This window comes from Stutzerimonas kunmingensis (assembly GCF_014764705.1).
Lineage (GTDB): Bacteria > Pseudomonadota > Gammaproteobacteria > Pseudomonadales > Pseudomonadaceae > Stutzerimonas.
The window spans coordinates 214,266-236,061 of record NZ_JACXXG010000003.1 but is presented as its reverse complement, the minus strand read 5'-3'; the positions used below and the strand labels follow the sequence as shown (position 1 = coordinate 236,061).

Sequence of the window (21,796 nt, the reverse complement as noted above, 5' to 3'; positions counted from 1 at the left end):
TCATAAACTTTTCCGGGTAAAAGCCAGAACCTGATCGTTGGCCACCGGAAGCAATCCCGGATGCTGCCAACCGACCACTTCACCTACACCGATCACCAACAATCCCCCCGGAGCCAGGCAATCTGCCAGGCGATTGAGGATTTCTCGGCGACGCCAGCGGCGGAAATAGATCAGCAGGTTCTGACAGAAAATAACGTCCATGCTGGAAACGGGCGAGTTCGCCAGTTCCAGCACATTGAGCCTTGCAAAGCACACACGTGCGGCCAGGCCGGGAATCACTTGAAAACGATCATCGGATAGCGACAGGAAATAACGCTCACGCAACGCCGGTTCGACCTGCTCCAGCTTGCGCGCGCTGTAGACCGCTGTTCGGGACTTGGCCAGCGCGCTCAGACTGATATCCGTACCGGTGACCCCGAAGCTGCCGTCGAATTCGCGTCCCGCCAGCGCCTCGGTGGTGGCCATGGCTAGCGAGTACGTCTCTTCACCACTTGCGCAACCCACGCTCCACAGCGCCAGGGGTCGCTTGATCGACTCCTGCTCCAGACGCTGACGCAAGTAGGTTTCGAGCAGATCAAAAGAAGCGGGATGACGGAAAAAACGTGTTTCCTGAACGGTCAGCCTGTCCATGAGAGTCGACCACTCGACAGCACCACGGGGGCCGGAGGTGACCTGCCGATAGTAGCTGGCATAGTCGGGAGCACCGACCTCGCGCATGCGAGCGCTCAGATTGGTCTGCAGGAAGCTGCGCCTGCGTTCGCTGACGACCATGCCGGAGCGCTCTTCGAGGAGCGTCTGCCAGTCATGGAATTCCGCCGGCGACATATCGGCCAAGGGCTCCAATGCCCAGTCAAACCTCGGCTGCATGCCCTGCCCCTCGCTCATGATCATCGGCGGCAGCCATCAGATGACTGCCCCACTGCTCAAGTCAGGCCTGATCCGGAGCATCCGGCAGGGTAAAGCCGGAAACGGAATGGCGCATCTCGTTGGCCATCTTGGCCAAATTACCGATGCTCTTGGCCGTAGCGGTGGTACCCGACGAGGTCTGCGAGGTGATCTCCTGGATCACGTTCATGGTGTTGGAGATGTGACCGGCCGAAGAAGCCTGCTGGCGTGCCGCGTTGGAGATGTTCTGGATCAGCGCCGCAAGCGTCTTCGATACCTTTTCGATCTCTTCCAGTGCCACACCGGCGTCCTGCGCCAGACGCGCACCGCGCACCACTTCGGAGGTGGTCTGTTCCATCGAGATGACCGCCTCGTTGGTGTCGGTCTGAATGGTCTTTACCAGTGCCTCGATCTGCTTGGTCGCCGCGGAAGAGCGTTCAGCCAGGCGCTGTACTTCGTCCGCTACCACGGCGAAGCCGCGCCCTGCGTCGCCCGCCATGGATGCCTGGATCGCCGCGTTGAGTGCAAGGATGTTGGTCTGGTCGGCAATGTCGTTAATCAGGCTGACGATGTCACCGATCTCCTGGGACGACTCACCGAGACGCTTGATCCGCTTGGACGTGTCCTGGATCTGCTCGCGAATGTTGTCCATGCCGGTGATGGTGTTGTGCACCACCTCGTTGCCCTTGTTGGCAATCGCTACCGAACGTTCTGCTACCGCCGAGGATTCCGCGGCGTTGGCCGATACCTGGTCAATGGAAACCGCCATTTCGTTGATTGCAGCAGAAGCACCGGCAATTTCCTGGGCCTGGTGTTCGGATGCCTCGGCGAGGTGCATCGCAGTCGCCTGGGTTTCCTGCGCAGCGCCCGATACCTGAACAGCGGTCTGGTTGATGGTGGCTACCAGTTCGCGCAGCTGGTCGATGGAGTAGTTGATCGAGTCGGCAATCGCACCGGTGAAGTCTTCGGTAACGGTCGCGGCCACCGTCAGGTCACCGTCTGCGAGGTCGCCGATTTCATCGAGCAGTCGCAGAATCGCAGCCTGGTTACGCTCGTTCTTCTCAGCGGTTTCGCTCAGGCGGCGGCGTGCTTCCTGAACCATTACCAGACCAATCAGGATGATCGAGGCCAGCGCAATGGCGCCCAGCACGTAACCGAGGATAGTGTTGAGATAACGGGCATCGGCGCGGCTCTGCAGGCCTTGCGACAGCGCGGAGGTCTTGTCGAGCAGGGTCTGCGAAACCTCGAAGATGCTGTTAGCCGACTCGCGCACCTGGAACAGTTCAGGCGACGTTTCGAGAATTTCGTCCACTGATCCGGATACGAACTGGAAGAGCTCAGCGATCTCCGAGAGACGATCCAGCGCCTCTTCGTCGGCCACCGCAGTGATGCCCATGGCGACGTTGCCTTCGATCATCGCATTCAGGACTCGACCGAACAGACTGGCATCACGACCGAACATATCGGCCGCCTGTACCGAGTCCTGGTCACCGGACAGCACCTTGTTCACCGAACCGAGGATACGCTCGGCCAGCAGCGACTGGCGCTGGGCAACCGAAACCTGGGCTGCTGGCGCACCACTTTCCAGCAGGATGTCGACGACCTCCTCGTACTCGACCTGGAGCTGAGGAATGGTTTCGGCGAGGGTGCTGGCTACCTGGTGAAGCGACAGGACAGTCTGCTCACTGGCCAGGATGGCGTCGGTATCGCGACGCAGCGTGTTCCAGTCCTGCTCCACCGCGTTGACTTCATCGCGCAACGATTCGGGAACCGCCGGCAGACCGATGTTCTCGTTTCCTTGCGAGAGATAGGCCCAGCGCTGGTTGAACTCGTTCCGGGCCTGCTTCAGAGACGCGAACGCCTCCTGCGTGCCGGTCGCCGCTTCCACGGCATCCTTGGCGATCTGCTGGGACAGTACGCGCAGCTCTCCTGCGTGAGCGATGTATTCGTTATCGTGATCGGCCTGAGTATTGACGTACGCGAAGTTCGCGAACAGCAGCACGATCGATACGATCAGCACGATAAACAAACCGGTGGTCAGCGAATTGCTGCGCACCCCGCTCAACAAAGCATTAGCATTCATTTTGATCATTATCCGGCCCCCGCCTGGACCCCCGTCGTTTCCATCCAAGAACCAAAAGGCCGACCTTGGTCGACCCACCTACAACTAAAACGCGACGTCCAGAAACGCCTGATGCGTAGCCAATGCGTGCGGGCTGAAGACCAGCCAGGGCTGCTCGCGCTGGAACACACCATGAATGAATGGCTGAATCGATGCCTCAATCGGAGGCAACTCCTCCGAGAAGGCTTCCACCGCGAAATGCTGCATGCCGAAGACTTCATCGACAGTCAGTCCGGCGAACACTTCCTGGTGATCCACCACCAGCACCCTGCGCTGCTTACGCAGTGCCGAAAGCTCAAGCCCGAAATACCCACAAAGATCCATCACAGGCAACAATCTGCCGCGCACGTTCGCCACGCCCTTTATCCAACTCTTGACGCCGGGAAGCAACGTATAGCGCGGCTCATGCAGGATTTCGCCAACCTCCCCCATTGGAGCGACGAACAAGCGCCCCCCCATCCGAAAGCCGATCCCTCCCCAGGTTTGCACGGCTTCCTGCTGAGAAGGCAGGCCTGCCGCGTACGTGCGGCAACGTTTATCTAGCTCCAGCAACTGCTGAAACGGCGTTTGCATGTCAGGCATGCTGGCCACGTCCCTTTGTCCGAGTGTTGGCTACCGCGGCGTCAGCCCGCCAGAACGGCATTCAGGGTCTTCAGCAATGTGGCTTCGTCCACCGGCTTGGTCAGGTAATCCTTGGCGCCTTGGCGTTTGCCCCAGACCTTATCGGTTTCCTGATCCTTGGTGGTGACGATGATCACCGGAATGTGACTGGTTTCAGAATCTTTGGTCAGTTGGCGCGTAGCCTGAAAACCATTCAGCCCGGGCATGACAATATCCATCAACACGGCATCCGGCTTTTCCTGACGAGCCAGCGCGACGCCGTCAGCGCCATTCTCTGCTTTAAGCACCACATGACCATTCTTCTCAAGCATGGCGGTGAGCTTGTACATTTCGGTCGGCGAATCATCAACAATCAGAACGCGAGCCATGATTTCTCCATAGGAAGGCTTCAGCGGCAAACAATGCCGAACTTCAGGATGCTTGCTCCACCGGTGCGAAATCAGGGACATGCGCCTTGATCGCACCGAGCAGCTCTTCTTTGCTGAACGGCTTGGTGAGGTATTGATCGGATCCGACAATACGCCCTTTGGCCTTGTCGAACAGGCCATCTTTGGAAGACAGCATGATCACCGGCGTCGACTTGAAGGAACTGTTGTTCTTGATCAACGCACAGGTCTGATAACCGTCCAGCCTGGGCATCATAATATCGACAAAGATGATGCGGGGATGAGTATCCGCAATCTTGGCGAGCGCATCGAAACCGTCCACAGCGGTGATGACATCGCAACCTACTTTCTTCAGCAGGGTTTCAGCAGTGCGACGAATCGTTTTCGAATCGTCGATCACCATGACCTTCAAGCCCTCGGAGTGCTGTTCCATTTCGCCCTACCATCGCCTCGGTGAGTCGTAGTTTATCGTTATGTCAGTGCGCCGGAGGCCCTGCCACCGATGGGCTGCACCCAATCGCCGGACCTTTTTAGCACACTCCTCATGCACACGCTATCAACCGGAAAAGCATCCGGATTTTCCTTGACCCAGTGCACAACCACAGCCAATCTGCAGCGACATTTTGAGCCACTGGCGGCGCTTCGCCGCCCATTGCCGGAGAACACCCCATGACCGTTCGCGTCGGGATCATCATGGACCCTATCGCGCAGATCGCCTTCAAGAAGGACAGCTCGCTGGCCATGCTGCTGGCTGCCCAGGCGCGAGGCTGGACACTGTTCTACATGGAGCAGCGCGACCTATATCAGCTCGGCAATCAGGCCCGGGCGCGCATGTGCCCGCTGCGGGTATTCAACGACCCACAACATTGGTTCGAGAAGGATGGGGAGGTCGATGCGGCCCTGACTGATCTGGACGTGATCCTCATGCGCAAGGACCCGCCTTTCAACAGCGAGTATGTCTACGCAACCTATCTGCTAGAACTGGCGGAAAAGGCCGGAACGCTGGTGGTCAATCGACCGCAGAGCCTGCGCGACTGCAACGAGAAGTTCTTCGCCACCCAGTTTCCACAATGCACCCCGCCGACACTGGTCAGTCGGCGCTCGGACATTCTCCGCGAGTTCGCCCGCGAGCACCGTGACATCATTCTCAAACCCCTCGACGAGATGGGCGGTGCATCGATCTTTCGTCATCGCGAAGGCGACCCGAATCTGTCGGTTATTCTCGAGGTTCTGACCGAGCATGGCAGCCGCCAAATCATGGCTCAGCGATACATTCCCGCGATCAAGGACGGCGACAAGCGCATCCTGATGATCGATGGCGAGCCGATCCCCTATTGCCTGGCGCGAATCCCCGCCACTGGCGAGACCCGCGGCAATCTGGCCGCGGGTGGTCGCGGCGTGGCACAGCCGCTGTCGGATCGCGACCGCGAGATTGCAGCGATCGTCGGCCCGGAACTACGCAAGCGCGGCTTGCTGTTCGTCGGCCTGGATGTGATCGGCGACTACCTCACCGAAATCAACATCACCAGCCCGACCTGCATCCGCGAAATCGACAATGCTTTCGATACCCGCATCGGCGAACGGCTCATGGACGCGATTGCGGCGAAGCTGCAAGGTTGAACCAGCTAACAGCTTTGAGCTTGGAGCTTGCGACTCCAAGCCCAAAGCCGGCAGACTGCGCGGCACTTCGAGCCGACCCGACCTGCGATGAACGCCGCTATCCGCCATCCCGAGCCTGAAACCACCCGAGTCCGCCCGGCGGACAGGCTCGGCTTCACGCTTTTTCTGGCTACCGCATTGCATCTGGCCTTGATTCTCGGGCTTGGCTTTACCCTCTCCGAGCCGAAGCAGATCAGCAAGACGCTGGAAATCACCCTGTCGACCTTCAAAAGCGAAGAGAAGCCCAAGGAAGCGGACTTCCTCGCCCAAGACAATCAGCAGGGCAGCGGCACGCTGGAGCACAAGGCCACGCCGAAAACCACCGAGCAAGCGCAGTTCCAGGATACCGAGGTACGCAAGGTGACCCCACCGGCAGCACCGCCTCGCAGCACCCGGCCGGAACCGGCGAAGACCGTCGTCACCACTCGCAGCCCACAGCGCGAAAAGGCCGACGTTAAGCAACAGACGCCACCGCAGCCCGAGCCGCAAGCAGCGCCGGCATTCGACAGCTCACAACTGAGCGCGGAGATCGCCAGCCTCGAAGCCGAGCTGGCACAAGAGGTCGAGCGCTATGCCAAGCGCCCCAGGGTCAGCCGACAGAACAGCGCCGCCACCATGCGCGACATCAGTGCCTGGTATCGCGACGAATGGCGCAAGAAGGTCGAGCGCATCGGCAACCTCAACTATCCCGATGAGGCCCGCCGCCAGCAGATCTACGGCAGCCTGCGCATGCTGGTGACCATCAACCGCGACGGCACCATCCAGGAGCTGCGCGTGATCGAGTCCTCCGGCAAGCCGGTGCTGGACGATGCCGCGCTGCGCATCGTGCGACTGGCAGCGCCTTTTGCGCCCTTCACCGGCGACCTGGCACAGAAGTTCGACCAGGTGGAGATCATCCGCACCTGGCGTTTCGAGCGCGGCGACAAGCTTTCGAGTCGCTGAAATCGGCAGCCGGGCGAACCGTCGCACCTGTAGCCGGAACGCGGTGCAACGCTTAAGCTAACGCGCATGAAAAGCACCGCGCCCAGCTACCTCAAGCATCACTTCCTGATCGCCATGCCGCAGATGGCCGATCCGAACTTTGCCCAGACGCTGATCTACCTGATCGAACACGGCGCAGAAGGCGCCATGGGCCTGATCGTCAATCGCCCGAGCGGGCTGAGCCTGGCTGATGTGCTGGAGCAGCTGCGCCCGGACGAGCCGATCCCCCCGCTCTGCCAGAGCCTGCCGATATTCTCCGGCGGCCCGGTGCAGACCGATCGCGGCTTCGTTCTGCATTCGCCCGACCAGCAATTCCAGGCCACCCTCTCCCTCGGCCCGCTGGGCATGTCCACATCGCAGGACGTCCTGTTCGCCATTGCGGACGGCCAGGGGCCTGCTCGGCACTTCGTGGCCCTAGGTTACGCCGGCTGGGAAGCGGGACAGCTGGAAGCCGAACTGGCCGACAATGCCTGGCTCAGCTGCCCCGCGGATACCGAGATCCTGTTCGACCTACCTTATGACCAACGCCTGAACGCCGCGGCAGCATCACTCGGCGTCGACCTGCGCCTGCTCAGCACCCAGGTCGGCCACGCATGAGTGCGCCGCGACTGCTGCTCGGCTTCGACTACGGCACCAAGCAGATCGGCGTCGCCGTCGGCCAGGCCATTACCGGGCAAGCACGTGAACTCTGCGTACTCAAGTCACAGAACGGCGTGCCGGACTGGCAACAGATCGAGGCGCTGATGCGCGAATGGCAGCCCGATGCGCTGGTCGTCGGCCTGCCGCTGAACATGGACGGCACGCCCAGCGACATGAGTGCCCGGGCGGAAAAGTTCGCCCGCCGACTCAACGGTCGCTTCAACCTGCCGGTGCACACTCACGACGAACGCCTGACCACGTTCGAAGCCAAAGGCGAGCGTCTGCGCCAGGGCCAGCACGGCGGCTATCGCGATCGCCCGGTGGATGCCCTGGCCGCAGCCCTATTACTGGAAGGCTGGCTGAGCGATCACCCTGCCGCCTGATCAGACCTGTAAGGAGACACAATGATTCTGCCCAATCCCGAACAGCTGCTGCCCGAGATGGTCGCCACACTGAAGCAGCACCTGATTGATCGCGACATCCAGGAGCCGCGCTTCATCGGTATCCGTACCGGCGGCGTCTGGGTGGCCCAGGCGCTGCTCGCAGCCCGCGCGGAGAACGAACCGCTCGGCATTCTCGACGTGTCCTTCTATCGCGACGACTTCACCCAGAAGGGCCTGCACCCGCAGGTGCAGCCGTCGGAGCTGCCTTTCGAGATCGAAGGCCAGCACCTGGTGCTGATCGATGACGTGCTGATGACCGGCCGCACCATCCGCGCCGCGCTCAATGAACTGTTCGACTACGGTCGTCCTGCCAGCGTAACGCTGGTCTGCCTGCTCGACCTGAACGCGCGTGAGCTGCCGATTCGCCCGGACGTGGTCGGCGCCACCCTGTCGCTGGCGCCCGAGCAGCGCATCAAGCTGATCGGACCGGAGCCATTGGCCCTCGAACAACAGATGGAAACCAGCGGCTCCTGAACGAGCCGGCAAGTCCGCCCCACAGCCCCGCCAACCGAGATCCTGCGATGACGCCCACCGACGCCAAGCGCCCGCTACAGTTGAACGACCAAGGCCAGCTGCGCCATTTTCTCTCCCTCGACGGCCTGCCGCGCGAGTTGCTCACCGAGATCCTGGACACTGCCGATTCTTTCCTCGAAGTCGGCGCACGGGCGGTGAAGAAGGTTCCACTGCTGCGCGGCAAAACCGTCTGCAACGTGTTCTTCGAGAACTCCACGCGCACCCGCACGACCTTCGAACTGGCGGCGCAGCGGTTGTCGGCAGACGTCATCACGCTGAACGTCTCGACCTCCTCCACGAGCAAGGGCGAGACCCTGACCGACACGCTGCGCAACCTGGAAGCCATGGCCGCGGACATGTTCGTGGTGCGCCACGCCGACTCCGGCGCCGCCCATTTCATCGCCGAGCACGTCAGCCCGGAGGTCGCGGTGATCAATGGCGGCGACGGGCGCCATGCGCACCCGACCCAGGGCATGCTCGACATGCTTACCATCCGCCGCCACAAAGGCAGCTTCGAGAACCTCTCGGTCGCCATCGTTGGTGACATTCTGCATTCGCGGGTAGCGCGCTCGAACATGCTGGCGCTGAAGACACTGGGCTGCCCGGACATCCGCGTGATCGCACCGAAAACCCTGCTGCCCGAGGGCATCGAGCAATACGGTGTGCGCGTGTTCAACGACATGAACGAGGGGCTGCGCGATGTCGACGTGGTGATCATGCTGCGCCTGCAGCGCGAGCGCATGCAGGGCGGCCTGCTTCCCAGCGAAGGGGAGTTCTACAAACTCTACGGTCTGAACACCCAGCGTCTCGCACTGGCCAAGCCCGACGCCATCGTCATGCACCCGGGCCCGATCAACCGCGGCGTGGAGATCGAGTCGGCGGTGGCCGACGGCCCGCAATCGGTGATCCTCAATCAGGTCACCTATGGCATCGCCATTCGCATGGCCGTGCTGTCCATGGCGATGAGCGGCCAGGCGGCCCAGCGCCAGATCGATTCTGAATCCGTATCCGAGGAGCAGCAGTGATGGTGGCAACCCGAATCCTCGGCGCACACGTGATCGACCCCGTCAGCGGGCGCAACGAAATCGCCGATATCTACCTACAGCACAACAAGATCGCCGCCATCGGCCAGGCGCCAGCCGGCTTCGAAGCACAACAGACAATCGACGCACAGGGTCTGACCGCCGCACCCGGCCTGGTCGATCTTGCGGTAGCCCTGCGCGAGCCCGGCTACAGCCGCAAAGGCAGCATTGCCAGCGAGACCCTGGCCGCCGCCGCTGGCGGCATCACCAGCCTGTGCTGCCCGCCGCAAACGCGACCGGTGCTGGATACCGCGGCAGTGACCGAACTGATCCTCGATCGCGCCCGTGAGTCGGGCCATGCCAAGGTGTTCCCCATCGGCGCGCTGACGCGCAACCTGGCCGGTGAGCAGCTTTCCGAGTTGGTCGCGTTGCGTGAAGCCGGGTGTGTCGCGTTCGGCAACGGCCTTACCGAATTTGCCAGCAATCGCAACCTGCGCCGTGCGCTGGAATACGCCGCCACCTTCGATCTGACGGTGATCTTCCACTCCCAGGACCGCGACCTGGCCGAAGGCGGGCTTGCTCACGAAGGAGCCGCCGCCAGCTTCCTCGGCCTGTCGGGGATTCCGGAGACTGCCGAAACCGTGGCACTGGCGCGCAATCTGCTGCTAGTCGAGCGCTCCGGCGTTCGCGCGCATTTCGCCCAACTGACCAGCGCCCGTGGCGCGGAAATGATTGCCCAGGCACAGGCTCGTGGCCTGCCGGTGACGGCCGACGTGGCCATGTATCAGCTGATCCTCACCGATGAAGCGCTGCACGGTTTCTCCAGCCTGTATCACGTGCAGCCGCCACTGCGCAGCGCAGCGGATCGCGATGGCCTGCGTGAGGCGGTGAAGGCGGGCGTCATCTCGGCGATTTCCAGTCATCACCAACCACACGAGGCCGATGCCAAACTGGCCCCGTTCGGCGAAACCGAACCGGGTATCAGCAGTGCCGAAATTCTGCTGCCACTGGCGCTGACATTGGTGGACGACGGCTTGCTCGATCTGCCGACCCTGCTGGCGCGCCTGACCAGCGGGCCCGCTACAGCACTACGGCTGCCGACCAGCACCCTGCAAGCTGGCCAACCTGCGGACCTAGTGCTGTTCGATCAACACAGTTCGACCCTGGTCGGCGAGCGCTGGTATTCCAAAGGTCGTAACTGCCCGTTCATGGGCCACTGCCTGCCGGGCGCGGTACGCTACACCATCGTCGACGGCCACATCAGCTTCGAAGGCTGATGCGAAAGATCTGCGCAGGCTGGACATCAACCCGTCCATGCCTGCCAGTTTTCTAAAGTATTTCCTGCCCTACTCGTTCAGCTCCGCGCCAGATTGCGCTCGGATATCTGCGAGTTCAGCGTCCAGAAGTCGTAAAGCACACCGATAAAGAACAAGCCACCGGTGAACAGGTAAAGGATCCCTGTGATCCACTTACCCTGATACATGCGGTGTACACCGAATACGCCGAGAAAGGTCAGCAGTATCCAGCCGACCGTGTAGTCAATGGGCCCCGGCTGGAAGCGCATGTCCGCTTCACGATCCATCGATGGGATCAGAAACAGGTCGATGATCCAGCCGACAAAGAACAGGCCGAGGGTAAAGAACCAGATGGTGCCGGTGATGGGCTTGCCGTAGTAGAAGCGGTGGGAGCCGAGAAAACCGAATATCCACAGGAGATAGCCGATCAGCGTGCTATGGGTGTTCTGCTGCATCCGAACCTCGATGTGCGATTGATGAGTGACGTCCAGCTTATCCGATAATGCGCCTGAACCGCCCCGCCAGACGGACCTTGCCGCCATGCGCAACCGTGATACTGTATATGCGAACAGTATCACGGCCACCACCATGCAATTGATCGACAAACTCAGCGTGCTCGCCGATGCGGCCAAGTACGATGTTTCCTGCGCCAGCAGCGGCGCGCCGAAGCGCAGTTCGAAGGGCAAGAGCGGACTCGGCGCCACCAATGGCATGGGCATCTGCCACAGCTTCACGCCGGATGGGCGCTGCGTGGCGCTGCTGAAGATCCTGCTGACCAACTTCTGCCTGTACGACTGCCAGTACTGCGTCAATCGCCGCTCCAGCGATGTGCCGCGGGCGCGCTTCACGCCGGAAGAAGTGGTCAGCCTGACGCTCGACTTCTACCGGCGCAACTGCATCAGCGGCCTGTTCCTCAGCTCCGGCATCATCCGCTCGGCGGACTACACCATGGAACAGCTGGTGCGGGTCGCCAGGCTGCTGCGTGAGGAGCACGAGTTTCGCGGCTACATCCACCTCAAGACCATTCCAGATGCCGACCCACTGCTGATCGCCGAAGCCGGCCGCTACGCCGACCGTCTCAGCGTGAACATCGAACTGCCGACCGAAACCAGCCTGATCCGCCTGGCGCCGGAAAAGCAGGTGGTAACCATCAAGCAGGCCATGCATACCATTCACCAGGGCGAAACCGAGGCCAGCGCGGAGCGGCGGGCACCGCGCTTCGCGCCTGCCGGGCAGAGCACGCAGATGATCGTTGGCGCCGACAACACCGATGACAGCACCATCCTGCATACCGCACAGTCGCTGTACGGCAGCTATCGACTGCGCCGGGTCTACTATTCGGCCTTCAGCCCTATTCCGCACAGCCCCAATACCGTGCCTTTCGCGGCACCACCGCTGATGCGCGAGCATCGCCTGTATCAGGCCGACTTCCTCATGCGAGGCTACGGCTTCAAGGCCGGGGAGCTGCTCAGCGGGCCAGGCAACCTCGCGCTGGATATCGATCCCAAGCTGGCCTGGGCGCTGGCGCACCGCGACCAGTTTCCGGTGGACCTCAACCGCGCCGAACCGACGATGATCGCCCGCATTCCCGGAATCGGCATGCTCAGCGCGAAACGCCTGGTGGATCTGCGCCGGCAGAAGCGCATCCGCTTCGAGGATCTGACCCGTCTGCGCTGCTCGCTCGAGAAAGCCAAACCCTTCGTCATCACTCAGGATTACCGGCCAAGCCTGGCAGGGCAGGAGTCGGCCATGCTGCGCCAGCATCTGCGCGACACGCCCGCACAACTGGCGCTCTGGTAATGGTCACGGTGCGTTTCGATGGAAGCTTCCAGGAGTGGCGAGTTCGGGCTCGCGCGCTGCTGCAGAGCTGCGTCGCGCCACATGAGCTGAACTGGGCCAGCGACGATGAATCGACAGGGCTATTCGACGATCCCTCGCCGGCACCTTCAACGGAAGGCGGACCGCGCGTTCGCGTCCCCCGACAACTGCTGGACGAACTCGAAATGGCCGCGCGCTATCGCACCGAGCAGCGCTGGAGCCTGCTGTATCGTGTGCTCTGGCGGGTCACCCAGGGCGATTCGAGTGCGCGAATGGTCGGCGACATTGATGGCAGCGAACTGCATGGTCGAATCAAGGCAGTCCGACGTGAGGCCCACCATCTGCATGCCTTTCTTCGCTTCAGCCCACTGCAGACCAGTGATGGACCACAGCACGTCGCCTGGTTCGAACCTGCGCACGACGTACTGCCCTGGGCGGCGGGACACTTCGCCGAACGGATGGGCGGCAACAGCTGGCTGATCGCGACGCCGGAAGAAGGGGTTTGCTGGGATGGCCAAGACATGTACTACATCCGCCCCTGCCCGCCACAGTGGCGGCAGCTGGCGCAGAACGCAGCGGACCCCGGCGGCGAGCTATGGAAGGCGTATTACGAAAGCACGTTCAACCCGGCCCGGCTGAACCGCGGCGTACTGGAGAGCAACCTGCCTGTGCGCTTCTGGAAGAATCTGCCCGAAGGCATGTTGATCCCGCAGTTGATGAGCCGCGCACGAGCCGGTGCGCAGCGTGACGGCCAGGCCGAGCGCGTCGCCGCGAGAAGCGGAAAGCGCATCGGCCGGGATGCAAAACAGGCCGACTAGCGGAAGCTGCGGCCTGGATCGTCGTCACTGACCTCAAGGCTCAGGCCCTGGGACACGCTGGTCAGATGCTCGCCATCGGTTTCCGATCCCAGCTTGATCAGCAGACGCAGGTCGTTGGCCGAATCGGCGTGCAGCAACGCATCTTCGTAGGTGATTTCACCCTGCACATAGAGGTTGTACAGCGCCTGGTCGAAGGTCTGCATGCCGAGCTCGGTGGAGCGCTTCATCAGCGACTTGAGCTCATGCACCTCGCCCTTGCGGATCAAGTCGGCCGCCAGCGGCGTATTAATCAGCACCTCGATCACCGCACGACGCCCCTTGCCGTCAGGCGTCGGCACCAGCTGCTGGGCGACGATGGCCTTAAGGTTGAGCGACAGATCCATCCACACCTGGTTGTGACGGTCGGGCGGGAAGAAGTTGATGATGCGGTCCAGCGCCTGGTTGGCGTTGTTGGCGTGCAGGGTCGCCAGGCAGAGGTGACCGGTTTCGGCGAAGGCCACGGCGTAGTCCATGGTTTCACGGGTACGGATCTCGCCGATGAGGATTACGTCCGGCGCCTGGCGCAAGGTGTTCTTCAGCGCCACTTCGAACGAGCTGGTGTCGATACCGACCTCGCGCTGGGTAACGATGCAGTTCTGATGCTGGTGGATGAATTCGATCGGGTCTTCGATGGAGATGATGTGCCCGCTGGAATTCTTGTTGCGGTAGCCGATCATCGAAGCCAATGAGGTCGACTTGCCGGTACCGGTGGCACCGACGAACAGCACCAGCCCGCGCTTGGTCATCGACAGCTTCTTGAGGATGTCCGGCAGCTTGAGTTCTTCGATGGTCGGAATGTTGGTTTCGATACGCCGCAGCACCATGCCGGCGAGATTGCGCTGGTAGAACGCACTGACCCGGAAACGGCCGATACCGCGGGCGCTGATGGCGAAGTTGCACTCATGGTTCTCGGTGAACTCGCGGCGCTGCTGCTCGTTCATAACGCCGTGCACGGTCTCGCGGGTCATTTCCGGCGACATCGCCGTCTTGCTGACCGGCATGATCTTGCCGTTGACCTTCATCGAAGGCGGCACGCCTGCCGTGATGAACAGATCGGAGCCGCCCTTTTCCACCATCAGGCGCAGAAGTTTCTCGAATTCCATCGTCGTACTCGCAATCGTGGCAAGCGCCGCATCGGGCGGCGCCCGGTAGTTGTCAGGCGTTTAGAAGTTCTCTGGCTGCTTGGCCTTTTCCTTGGCGCTGTCTCGCGAGATCAGCCCTTTGGCGAGCAGCCCCTTGAGGCACGAGTCGAGGGTCTGCATGCCCAGCGAGCCGCCGGTCTGGATCGAGGAATACATCTGCGCCACCTTGTCCTCGCGAATCAGGTTACGGATCGCCGGCGTACCGATCATGATCTCGTGGGCCGCGACACGGCCGCCGCCAACCTTCTTCAGCAGGGTCTGCGAGATCACCGCCTGCAGCGATTCGGAGAGCATCGAGCGGACCATGGACTTTTCTTCGGCCGGGAACACGTCGACCACGCGGTCGATGGTCTTGGCGGCGGAGGTGGTGTGCAGGGTGCCGAACACCAGGTGACCGGTTTCCGCAGCGGTCAGCGCCAGGCGGATGGTTTCCAGGTCGCGCATTTCGCCGACGAGAATGATGTCCGGGTCTTCACGCAGTGCCGAACGCAGTGCCTCGGAGAAGCCCAGGGTGTCACGATGGACCTCGCGCTGGTTGACCAGACACTTCTTCGATTCGTGAACGAATTCGATGGGGTCCTCGATGGTAAGGATGTGGTGGTACTTGGTGTTGTTCAGGTAATCAAGCATCGCCGCCAGGGTGGTCGACTTGCCCGAGCCGGTCGGTCCGGTGACCAGCACCAGCCCGCGCGGCACATCGGTAATCTTGCGGAAGACCTCGCCCATCCCCAGGTCTTCCATGGTCAGCACCTTGGAAGGAATGGTCCGGAACACCGCGCCGGAACCGCGATTCTGGTTGAACGCGTTGACGCGAAAACGCGCCACGCCCGGCACTTCGAACGAGAAGTCGGTTTCCAGGAATTCCTCGAAATCCTTGCGCTGCTTGTCGTTCATGATGTCGTAGATCAGCGCATGCACCTGCTTGTGGTCCATGGCCGGCAGGTTGATTCGCCGCACGTCGCCATCGACGCGGATCATCGGCGGCAGGCCGGCGGAAAGGTGCAAATCCGACGCACCCTGCTTGGCGCTGAAGGCCAGCAGTTCTGTGATATCCATGGGACTCCCCAATTACAAGCAAGCAGGTAGAATGCCGCGCAGACCCAAGGCGGCGGCGCAAGTAATGTCCACGATAGAGAAGAATATTGCAAAGGTCGCAGCGCGCATCCGTGAGGCGGCGCAAGCTGTGGGACGCGACCCTGCTTCGGTCGGCCTGCTGGCGGTGAGCAAGACCCAGCCGGCCGCCGCCATTCGCGAGGCCGCCGAAGCCGGCATGCGCGATTTCGGCGAGAACTATCTGCAGGAAGCGCTGGACAAGCAAGCCGAGCTGAGCGAGCTGCCGCTGACCTGGCACTTCATCGGACCGATCCAGTCGAACAAGACCAAATCCATCGCCGAACACTTCGACTGGGTGCACTCGGTGGATCGCCTCAAGATCGCCCAGCGCCTGTCCGATCAACGTCCAGCCGAACTGCCGCCGCTGAATATATGCCTGCAGGTGAATGTCAGCGGTGAGGCGAGCAAATCCGGCTGCGCGCCAGAGGAACTGCCGCAGCTGGCACAGGCTGTCGCCGCGATGCCGCGTCTGCGCCTGCGTGGACTGATGTGCATTCCCGCACCGAGCGAAGACCCCGCCGAGCAGCGCGCCGCCTTTGCCCGCCTGCGCGCATTGCGCGATGAACTGCCACTGACACTGGATACGCTGTCCATGGGCATGAGCCAGGACCTCGAAGCGGCAATTGCCGAAGGCGCGACCTGGGTCCGCATCGGCACCGCACTGTTCGGCGCCCGCGACTACGGACGCCCTCAATAAAGGAATCGCTATGACCTCACCCCGCATCGCCTTCATCGGCGCCGGCAACATGGCTGCCAGTCTGATCGGCGGGCTGCGCGCCAAGGGCGTCGCAGCGGACGCCATTCGCGCCAGCGATCCAGGCGCCGAGCAGCGCGCGAAAATCAGCGCCGAGCACGGCATCCAGACGTTCGCGCAGAACGCCGATGCACTGGCCGGCGCCGACGTGGTGGTGCTGTCGGTCAAGCCGCAGGTCATGCAGGCGGTCTGTCAGGATCTGACTCCTCATCTGGCCCACGGCCCCCTGATCGTCTCGATCGCCGCCGGCATCAGCTGCGACAGCCTGCAGCGCTGGCTGGGCCCGCGCCCTCAGGCAATCGTGCGTTGCATGCCCAACACGCCGGCCTTGCTGCGCCAGGGCGTCAGCGGCCTGTTCGCCAACACCCAGGTCAGCGACACGCAGAAGCAGCAGGCCGAGCAACTGCTGTCGGCCGTCGGTATCGCGCTATGGCTCGAAGAAGAGCGTCTGATCGATGCGGTAACCGCCGTTTCCGGTAGCGGTCCTGCCTATTTCTTCCTGCTGATCGAAGCGATGACGGCTGCCGGGCAGCAGCTCGGCCTGCCCCGCGAGACCGCCGCGCAACTGACCATGCAGACCGCGCTGGGCGCAGCTCGCATGGCTTGCGAAAGCGACGTCGATGCCGCCGAACTGCGGCGTCGCGTCACCTCGCCGAACGGAACCACCGAAGCGGCGATCAAAGCCTTCCAGGCGGGCGGCTTCGAGCAACTGGTGCAGCAGGCGTTGAACGCGGCCGCACAACGCTCGGCCGAACTGGCCGAACAACTGGGTCAATAGGTCTGTTGACGCTTCGTTCGCGACGAAACAACAGCCTCTAAGGAGCATTCATGTCCCAACTCTCGCAAGCTTTGATCCTCGTCATCCAGACGCTGGGCAGCCTCTATCTGCTGATCGTGTTGCTGCGCTTCATCCTGCAGCTGGTACGCGCCGACTTCTACAACCCGCTCAGCCAATTCATCGTCAAGGCAACCCATCCACTTTTGCGGCCGATGCGCCGCATCATTCCGAGCATGGGCACGCTGGATATTTCTTCGCTGATCCTCGCGCTGATCGTGCAGATGGTGCTGATGGCGCTGATCCTGCTGATCGCCTACGGCACCATCGGCAATCCCTTGCTGTTGCTGGTCTGGGCGCTGATCGGCATCACTGGGCTGTTCCTCAACATCTTTTTCTGGGCGCTGATCATCAGCGTGATCCTGTCCTGGGTCGCGCCGGGCAGCCACAACCCGGGCGCACAGCTGGTCAGCCAACTCTGCGAGCCGGTCCTGGCGCCGTTCCGCCGCCTGCTGCCGAACCTCGGCGGGCTGGATATCTCGCCGATCTTCGCCTTCCTGGCAATCAAGCTGCTGGACATGCTGGTAGTCAACAACCTGGCCACCATGACCCACATGCCGAACATCCTGCGCATGCTCATCTGAGACGCCGTTCATGCTTTGCTGCCAAAGCGGCATCGAGGAGCCAAAAGCGCCTCGGAATGCCGCATGGCTGCACGTAGACTTCAACTTCTCGGCTTTTTCCATCCTGCCTCGTACTTTGCTGCGGGGTGTGAACGAGGACATCGACTCGAACCGAGCCGCCCATGCCGCCAGCAAGGCCGCTCGGTCACGTCAGGCTTCGATTGAATTGACCTTGTAACGGCGGGTCCGATAATTCGCCGAATCACACCTCCGGGAGCTGGATGAGCATGGAACGTCTCGATCGACAAGTGGACGCCTACGTCACCTGGAAGCGTGACCTCATTCGTGAGATCACCCGCTACCGCAGCTGGCTGGCGCATAACCGGCTTTCCAGCGAGGGCGTCGAGGCGCGCCTGGAACGAGCGCTGCGGGTGTTGCGCACCGATCACATCACCCTGGCTTTCGTCGGCGAGTATTCGCGCGGCAAAACCGAGCTGATCAATAGCCTGTTCTTCTCCAACTACGGTCAGCGCATCCTGCCTTCACGGGCTGGCCGCACCACCATGTGCCCCACCGAACTGCTGTTCGATCCGCGTTCGGAACGCTCCTACATCCGCCTGCTGCCCATTGAGTCGCGCCTGGAAGACACCAGCATCGCGCAGCTCAAGCGCACACCGCGACTCTGGCTCAATCTCCCGCTCGACCCGCATGACCCGGAAAGCATGGCCGAAGCTTTTGCCCAGGTCGCGTTGACCAAGGCCATGCCGGTGGAACAGGCGATTCAGCTGGGCTTTGACCCGGCCGGCCTGGAAAGCAGCAGCGGCGATACCGTACTGGTCCCGGCCTGGCGCCACGCCGTGGTCAACTTCGACCACCCGCTGTTGCGTCAGGGCTTGCGCATTCTCGATACGCCCGGGCTGAACGCGCTGGGCAGCGAGCCGGAACTGACCCTGTCGATGCTGCCCAATGCCCAGGCAATCGTGTTCCTGCTCTCTGCCGACACCGGGGTCACCGCCAGTGACATGCAGATCTGGCAGCAGCACATCCGCCAGCTCGACGAAGATACGCAGAACAGCCTGTTCGCCGTACTGAACAAGATCGACGTGCTCTGGGACGATGTTGCCGGCGAGAGCTTCGTGCAGAAGGCCGTCGAGGATATCCGTGACACCACCGCGCAACAGCTGGGCATTGATTGCGCCGACGTCCTGCCGCTGTCGGCCAAACAGGCGCTGATGGCGAAGATTCGCGGTGACCAGGCGCTGCTCGAACGCAGCCAGCTGGCACGGCTGGAAGAATTGCTCAGCCAGCGCATCCTCACGCAGAAGGAACGCCTGCTCGAAGACCAGGTGGTGCAGCAGGTGATGGCGCTGCTGCAGAACAGTCAGCATGCCCTCAAGCTGCGCCTGGAAAAGGTCATCGAGCAGCGCGATGTGCTGGCCAGTCATCAGGAAGGCAGCGGGCAGATGTTGCTCGAGCTCACCGCGCGCACGCGGCACGATCACAACCGCCACCACAAGCGCCTGCTCGACCTGAAGACCAATCAGCGCCTGCTGCAACGCCAGGGTGAGCTGCTGCGCACGGCAATACGTGCCGAACGCCTCGAGGAGCACCTGACCCGGTTGCGACGCAGCCTGACCGGCAGCCTGACCACGCTGGGCATCAACCTGGCGATCCTGCACTTCTTCCGCTCGGTGGAACAGGACCTGGGCATCCTCGAGCAGGAGGCGGAAAGGGCCAACAAGATGGTTTCGGCGATCTACCGGCGGCACAGCGAAGAAAACCCCCTACAAGGTATCGACCCGCCGTTGTTCCAGTTGCTGCCTTATCAGCGCGAGCTGCGCAGCCTGCAAGGCAAGGCCGATCAGTTCCGCCTGCAGTTGAAGACCCTGCTCACCGAGCAGCGAACACTCACCAGACGCTTCTTCTCTACCCTGGTGCAGGAGGTCATCGGCATGCACCAGCGGCTGCGCCAGGAAGCCGAACAGTGGGCTGGAGATGCGCTGACGCCGCTGCTGCAGTTTTCTCTGGAACACAAGCAACAGCTGGAAACCCACATCCTGCAGTTGAAGAGCCTGGCCAGGGAGAGCCAGCAGAACAGCCAGCGCGGACAATTGCTGACGCGCTACAGCGGCGAACTGGAGCTGCAACTGGCACAGGCCGCAGAAATGCTCCGCGCGCTGCGCCGACCGGCGCCGTTGCGGCGGCAGGGCAAGGTGGTCAGCCTGACCAGCGCGCAGATCAGCTAAAGCTGTCGCCATTTCGTCGCAACCCGCGAGGAAATGGCGAGAGCCCCGCTCGCCGTTGCATTTCAGGATGAATTGCAACGCGCATACCTTTAGACTTTGCCGCCTTCTTCAAGCAAGAGCCAGGGTCGATGCCCACTGCAATTCCCGCCGATTCCGTTGGCCTGGTGAGTCCGCAGGTCGCGCATTTTGCCGAACCACTGACACTCGCCTGCGGCCGTACGCTGGCCGATTACCAGCTGATCTATGAAACCTATGGCGAGCTGAATGCCGCGCGCAGCAATGCCGTGCTCATCTGCCATGCACTCTCTGGCCACCATCATGCCGCCGGCTACCACAGCATGGACGACCGCAAACCCGGCTGGTGGGATTCCTGCATAGGCCCGGGCAAGGCCATCGATACCGATCATTTCTTCGTCGTCAGCCTTAACAACCTGGGCGGCTGCAACGGTTCGACCGGCCCCAGCAGCACCAACCCGGCCAGCGGCAAGCCCTACGGTGCAGACTTCCCAGTGGTGACAGTGGAAGACTGGGTGCACAGTCAGGCACTTCTGGCCGACCGCCTTGGCATCGTCCAATGGGCAGCGGTGATAGGCGGCAGCCTGGGCGGCATGCAGGCCTTGCAATGGACCATCAGCTACCCTGAGCGAGTCCGCCACTGCCTGGCCATCGCCTCGGCGCCCAGACTGTCGGCCCAGAACATCGCCTTCAACGAAGTCGCGCGCCAGGCCATCCTGTCCGACCCGGAATTCCACGGCGGCCATTTCCAGGAGATGGGCGTGATTCCCAAGCGCGGCCTGATGCTGGCGCGCATGGTCGGCCACATCACCTACCTGTCCGATGACGCCATGGGCACCAAGTTCGGTCGCGGACTCAAGAGCGAGAAGCTCAATTACGACTTCAACAGCGTGGAATTCCAGGTCGAAAGCTACCTGCGCTATCAGGGCGAGGAGTTTTCCGGGCGTTTCGACGCCAATACCTACCTGCTGATGACCAAGGCGCTGGACTACTTCGACCCGGCGGCAGCCCACAACGACGATCTGGCCAAGACCTTCGAGGGCGCCCAGGCGCGCTTCTGCGTGATGTCCTTCACCACCGACTGGCGCTTTTCGCCGGAGCGCTCGCGGGAAATCGTCGACGCCCTGCTCGCTGCGCGCAAGGATGTCTGCTACCTGGAGATCGATGCGCCGCAGGGCCACGACGCCTTCCTGATCCCCAATCCCCGCTACCTGCAAGCCTTCCGCGGTTACATGAACCGCATAGCCGTATAAGGAACGAAGATGCGCGCCGATCTGGACATCATCCAAGAGTGGATTCCGGCCGGCAGCCGAGTTCTCGACCTCGGCTGCGGCAATGGCGAGCTGCTGGCCTGGCTGCGCGATCACAAGCAGGTCAGCGGCTACGGCCTGGAAATCGACCCGGACAACATCGCCGCCTGCATCGACAAAGGCGTCAACGTCATCGAGCAGAACCTCGACCTGGGCCTGGGCAACTTCGCCAGCGACAGCTTCGACATGGTGGTGATGACCCAGGCGCTGCAGGCCGTGCATTACCCCGACCAGCTGATGAAGGAAATGCTGCGCGTCGGCCGCCAGTGCATCATCACCTTCCCCAACTTCGGCCATTGGCGCTGCCGTTGGTACCTTGCGAGCAAAGGCCGCATGCCGGTGTCGGAGTTCCTCCCCTACACTTGGTACAACACGCCGAACATTCACTTCTGCACGTTCGAGGATTTCGAGCGGCTGTGCCAGGAAAGCGGTGCCAGGGTACTCGAACGCCTGGCAGTCGACCGCGATCATCGGCATGGCTGGGCCAGTCGCATATGGCCGAATCTGCTGGGTGAAATCGGCATCTACCGCGTCACCGGGCCATCCCGCTGAGCGGCTTCAACGCTGGAGGTAAGCA

At 62.1% G+C, this 21,796-nt stretch carries 23 protein-coding genes; 15 read left to right on the top strand and 8 right to left on the bottom strand.

The window, feature by feature from the left end; translation table 11 throughout:
* The 5 genes from IEG05_RS04575 to pilG all read right to left on the bottom strand — a co-directional run bounded on the left by IEG05_RS04575 (position 1) and on the right by pilG (position 4,447).
* Entirely contained in the window at positions 1 to 867 is an 867-nt protein-coding gene (locus IEG05_RS04575; RefSeq protein WP_046617745.1) for a CheR family methyltransferase, read from the bottom strand.
* Positions 868 to 928: 61 nt separating this feature from the next.
* Positions 929 to 2,977: a methyl-accepting chemotaxis protein gene (locus tag IEG05_RS04570; protein ID WP_046617523.1), complete on the bottom strand. Its 2,049-nt coding sequence runs from the start codon at positions 2,975 to 2,977 to the stop codon at positions 929 to 931.
* Between the two features lie 75 nt (positions 2,978 to 3,052).
* The gene (locus IEG05_RS04565) at positions 3,053 to 3,589 is read right to left on the bottom strand and encodes a chemotaxis protein CheW (protein WP_191121696.1); all 537 of its coding nucleotides are present in this window, start codon (positions 3,587 to 3,589) and stop codon (positions 3,053 to 3,055) included.
* Positions 3,590 to 3,630: 41 nt separating this feature from the next.
* The gene (gene pilH / locus IEG05_RS04560) at positions 3,631 to 3,996 is read right to left on the bottom strand and encodes a twitching motility response regulator PilH (protein ID WP_003303135.1); all 366 of its coding nucleotides are present in this window, start codon (positions 3,994 to 3,996) and stop codon (positions 3,631 to 3,633) included.
* A 43-nt stretch (positions 3,997 to 4,039) separates the two neighbouring features.
* Positions 4,040 to 4,447 carry a twitching motility response regulator PilG gene (gene pilG / locus IEG05_RS04555; protein WP_003282729.1) on the bottom strand — a complete coding sequence of 136 codons (408 nt, stop codon included), beginning with the start codon at positions 4,445 to 4,447 and terminating at the stop codon, positions 4,040 to 4,042.
* A gap of 236 nt (positions 4,448 to 4,683) precedes the next feature.
* Here pilG and gshB point away from each other — a divergent pair, with 236 nt between their 5' ends.
* The 7 genes from gshB to IEG05_RS04520 all read left to right on the top strand — a co-directional run bounded on the left by gshB (position 4,684) and on the right by IEG05_RS04520 (position 10,548).
* Positions 4,684 to 5,634, top strand: a complete 951-nt coding sequence (gshB, locus tag IEG05_RS04550; protein ID WP_046617521.1) for a glutathione synthase — start codon at positions 4,684 to 4,686, stop codon at positions 5,632 to 5,634.
* Between the two features lie 87 nt (positions 5,635 to 5,721).
* Positions 5,722 to 6,615, top strand: coding sequence for an energy transducer TonB (locus tag IEG05_RS04545; protein WP_046617520.1), 894 nt, complete (start codon positions 5,722 to 5,724; stop codon positions 6,613 to 6,615).
* Positions 6,616 to 6,681: 66 nt separating this feature from the next.
* Positions 6,682 to 7,251: a YqgE/AlgH family protein gene (locus IEG05_RS04540; protein WP_044315557.1), complete on the top strand. Its 570-nt coding sequence runs from the start codon at positions 6,682 to 6,684 to the stop codon at positions 7,249 to 7,251.
* On the top strand, positions 7,248 to 7,676 hold the full coding sequence (gene ruvX / locus IEG05_RS04535; RefSeq protein ID WP_191121695.1) for a Holliday junction resolvase RuvX: 429 nt from the start codon (positions 7,248 to 7,250) through the stop codon (positions 7,674 to 7,676). The genes IEG05_RS04540 and ruvX overlap by 4 nt, the downstream gene beginning before the upstream one ends.
* A 21-nt stretch (positions 7,677 to 7,697) precedes the next feature.
* The gene (pyrR, locus tag IEG05_RS04530) at positions 7,698 to 8,210 is read left to right on the top strand and encodes a bifunctional pyr operon transcriptional regulator/uracil phosphoribosyltransferase PyrR (RefSeq protein ID WP_046617519.1); all 513 of its coding nucleotides are present in this window, start codon (positions 7,698 to 7,700) and stop codon (positions 8,208 to 8,210) included.
* 47 nt (positions 8,211 to 8,257) lie between these two features.
* Positions 8,258 to 9,274, top strand: a complete 1,017-nt coding sequence (locus IEG05_RS04525; RefSeq protein WP_042927198.1) for an aspartate carbamoyltransferase catalytic subunit — start codon at positions 8,258 to 8,260, stop codon at positions 9,272 to 9,274.
* Positions 9,274 to 10,548 (top strand): dihydroorotase, encoded by a 1,275-nt coding sequence (locus tag IEG05_RS04520; protein ID WP_046617518.1) that lies wholly within the window; start codon positions 9,274 to 9,276, stop codon positions 10,546 to 10,548. Before IEG05_RS04525 ends, IEG05_RS04520 begins: the two co-directional genes overlap by 1 nt.
* Before the next feature lie 77 nt (positions 10,549 to 10,625).
* On the opposite strand, the gene IEG05_RS04515 is transcribed toward IEG05_RS04520, so the two are convergent.
* On the bottom strand, positions 10,626 to 11,021 hold the full coding sequence (locus tag IEG05_RS04515) for an NINE protein (protein WP_003282737.1): 396 nt from the start codon (positions 11,019 to 11,021) through the stop codon (positions 10,626 to 10,628).
* Positions 11,022 to 11,154: 133 nt separating this feature from the next.
* Between IEG05_RS04515 and IEG05_RS04510 the strand changes: the two genes are divergently transcribed.
* Positions 11,155 to 12,366: a putative DNA modification/repair radical SAM protein gene (locus tag IEG05_RS04510; RefSeq protein ID WP_046617744.1), complete on the top strand. Its 1,212-nt coding sequence runs from the start codon at positions 11,155 to 11,157 to the stop codon at positions 12,364 to 12,366.
* Positions 12,366 to 13,202 (top strand): TIGR03915 family putative DNA repair protein, encoded by an 837-nt coding sequence (locus IEG05_RS04505; protein ID WP_125898697.1) that lies wholly within the window; start codon positions 12,366 to 12,368, stop codon positions 13,200 to 13,202. Before IEG05_RS04510 ends, IEG05_RS04505 begins: the two co-directional genes overlap by 1 nt.
* Here IEG05_RS04505 and IEG05_RS04500 read toward each other — a convergent pair.
* Together IEG05_RS04500 and pilT are read right to left on the bottom strand one after the other, a co-directional pair.
* On the bottom strand, positions 13,199 to 14,344 hold the full coding sequence (locus tag IEG05_RS04500) for a PilT/PilU family type 4a pilus ATPase (RefSeq protein WP_046617516.1): 1,146 nt from the start codon (positions 14,342 to 14,344) through the stop codon (positions 13,199 to 13,201). The two genes, IEG05_RS04505 and IEG05_RS04500, sit on opposite strands and share 4 nt — an antisense overlap.
* 60 nt (positions 14,345 to 14,404) lie before the next feature.
* The gene (pilT, locus tag IEG05_RS04495; protein WP_003303153.1) at positions 14,405 to 15,439 is read right to left on the bottom strand and encodes a type IV pilus twitching motility protein PilT; all 1,035 of its coding nucleotides are present in this window, start codon (positions 15,437 to 15,439) and stop codon (positions 14,405 to 14,407) included.
* 64 nt (positions 15,440 to 15,503) lie between these two features.
* Between pilT and IEG05_RS04490 the strand changes: the two genes are divergently transcribed.
* From IEG05_RS04490 to metW, 6 genes are all read left to right on the top strand, one after another.
* On the top strand, positions 15,504 to 16,193 hold the full coding sequence (locus IEG05_RS04490) for a YggS family pyridoxal phosphate-dependent enzyme (protein ID WP_125875975.1): 690 nt from the start codon (positions 15,504 to 15,506) through the stop codon (positions 16,191 to 16,193).
* Positions 16,194 to 16,203: 10 nt separating this feature from the next.
* Positions 16,204 to 17,028, top strand: coding sequence for a pyrroline-5-carboxylate reductase (gene proC, locus IEG05_RS04485; RefSeq protein ID WP_046617514.1), 825 nt, complete (start codon positions 16,204 to 16,206; stop codon positions 17,026 to 17,028).
* 50 nt (positions 17,029 to 17,078) lie between these two features.
* Complete coding sequence (locus IEG05_RS04480) at positions 17,079 to 17,669, top strand: YggT family protein (RefSeq protein WP_014818744.1); 591 nt, start codon at positions 17,079 to 17,081, stop codon at positions 17,667 to 17,669.
* Positions 17,670 to 17,929: 260 nt separating this feature from the next.
* Positions 17,930 to 19,894 carry a dynamin-like GTPase family protein gene (locus IEG05_RS04475; protein ID WP_046617513.1) on the top strand — a complete coding sequence of 655 codons (1,965 nt, stop codon included), beginning with the start codon at positions 17,930 to 17,932 and terminating at the stop codon, positions 19,892 to 19,894.
* A 128-nt stretch (positions 19,895 to 20,022) separates the two neighbouring features.
* Positions 20,023 to 21,162 carry a homoserine O-succinyltransferase MetX gene (metX, locus tag IEG05_RS04470; protein WP_046617512.1) on the top strand — a complete coding sequence of 380 codons (1,140 nt, stop codon included), beginning with the start codon at positions 20,023 to 20,025 and terminating at the stop codon, positions 21,160 to 21,162.
* A gap of 9 nt (positions 21,163 to 21,171) precedes the next feature.
* Positions 21,172 to 21,771: a methionine biosynthesis protein MetW gene (gene metW, locus IEG05_RS04465; protein WP_023446081.1), complete on the top strand. Its 600-nt coding sequence runs from the start codon at positions 21,172 to 21,174 to the stop codon at positions 21,769 to 21,771.
* Positions 21,772 to 21,796: the final 25 nt, after the last annotated feature.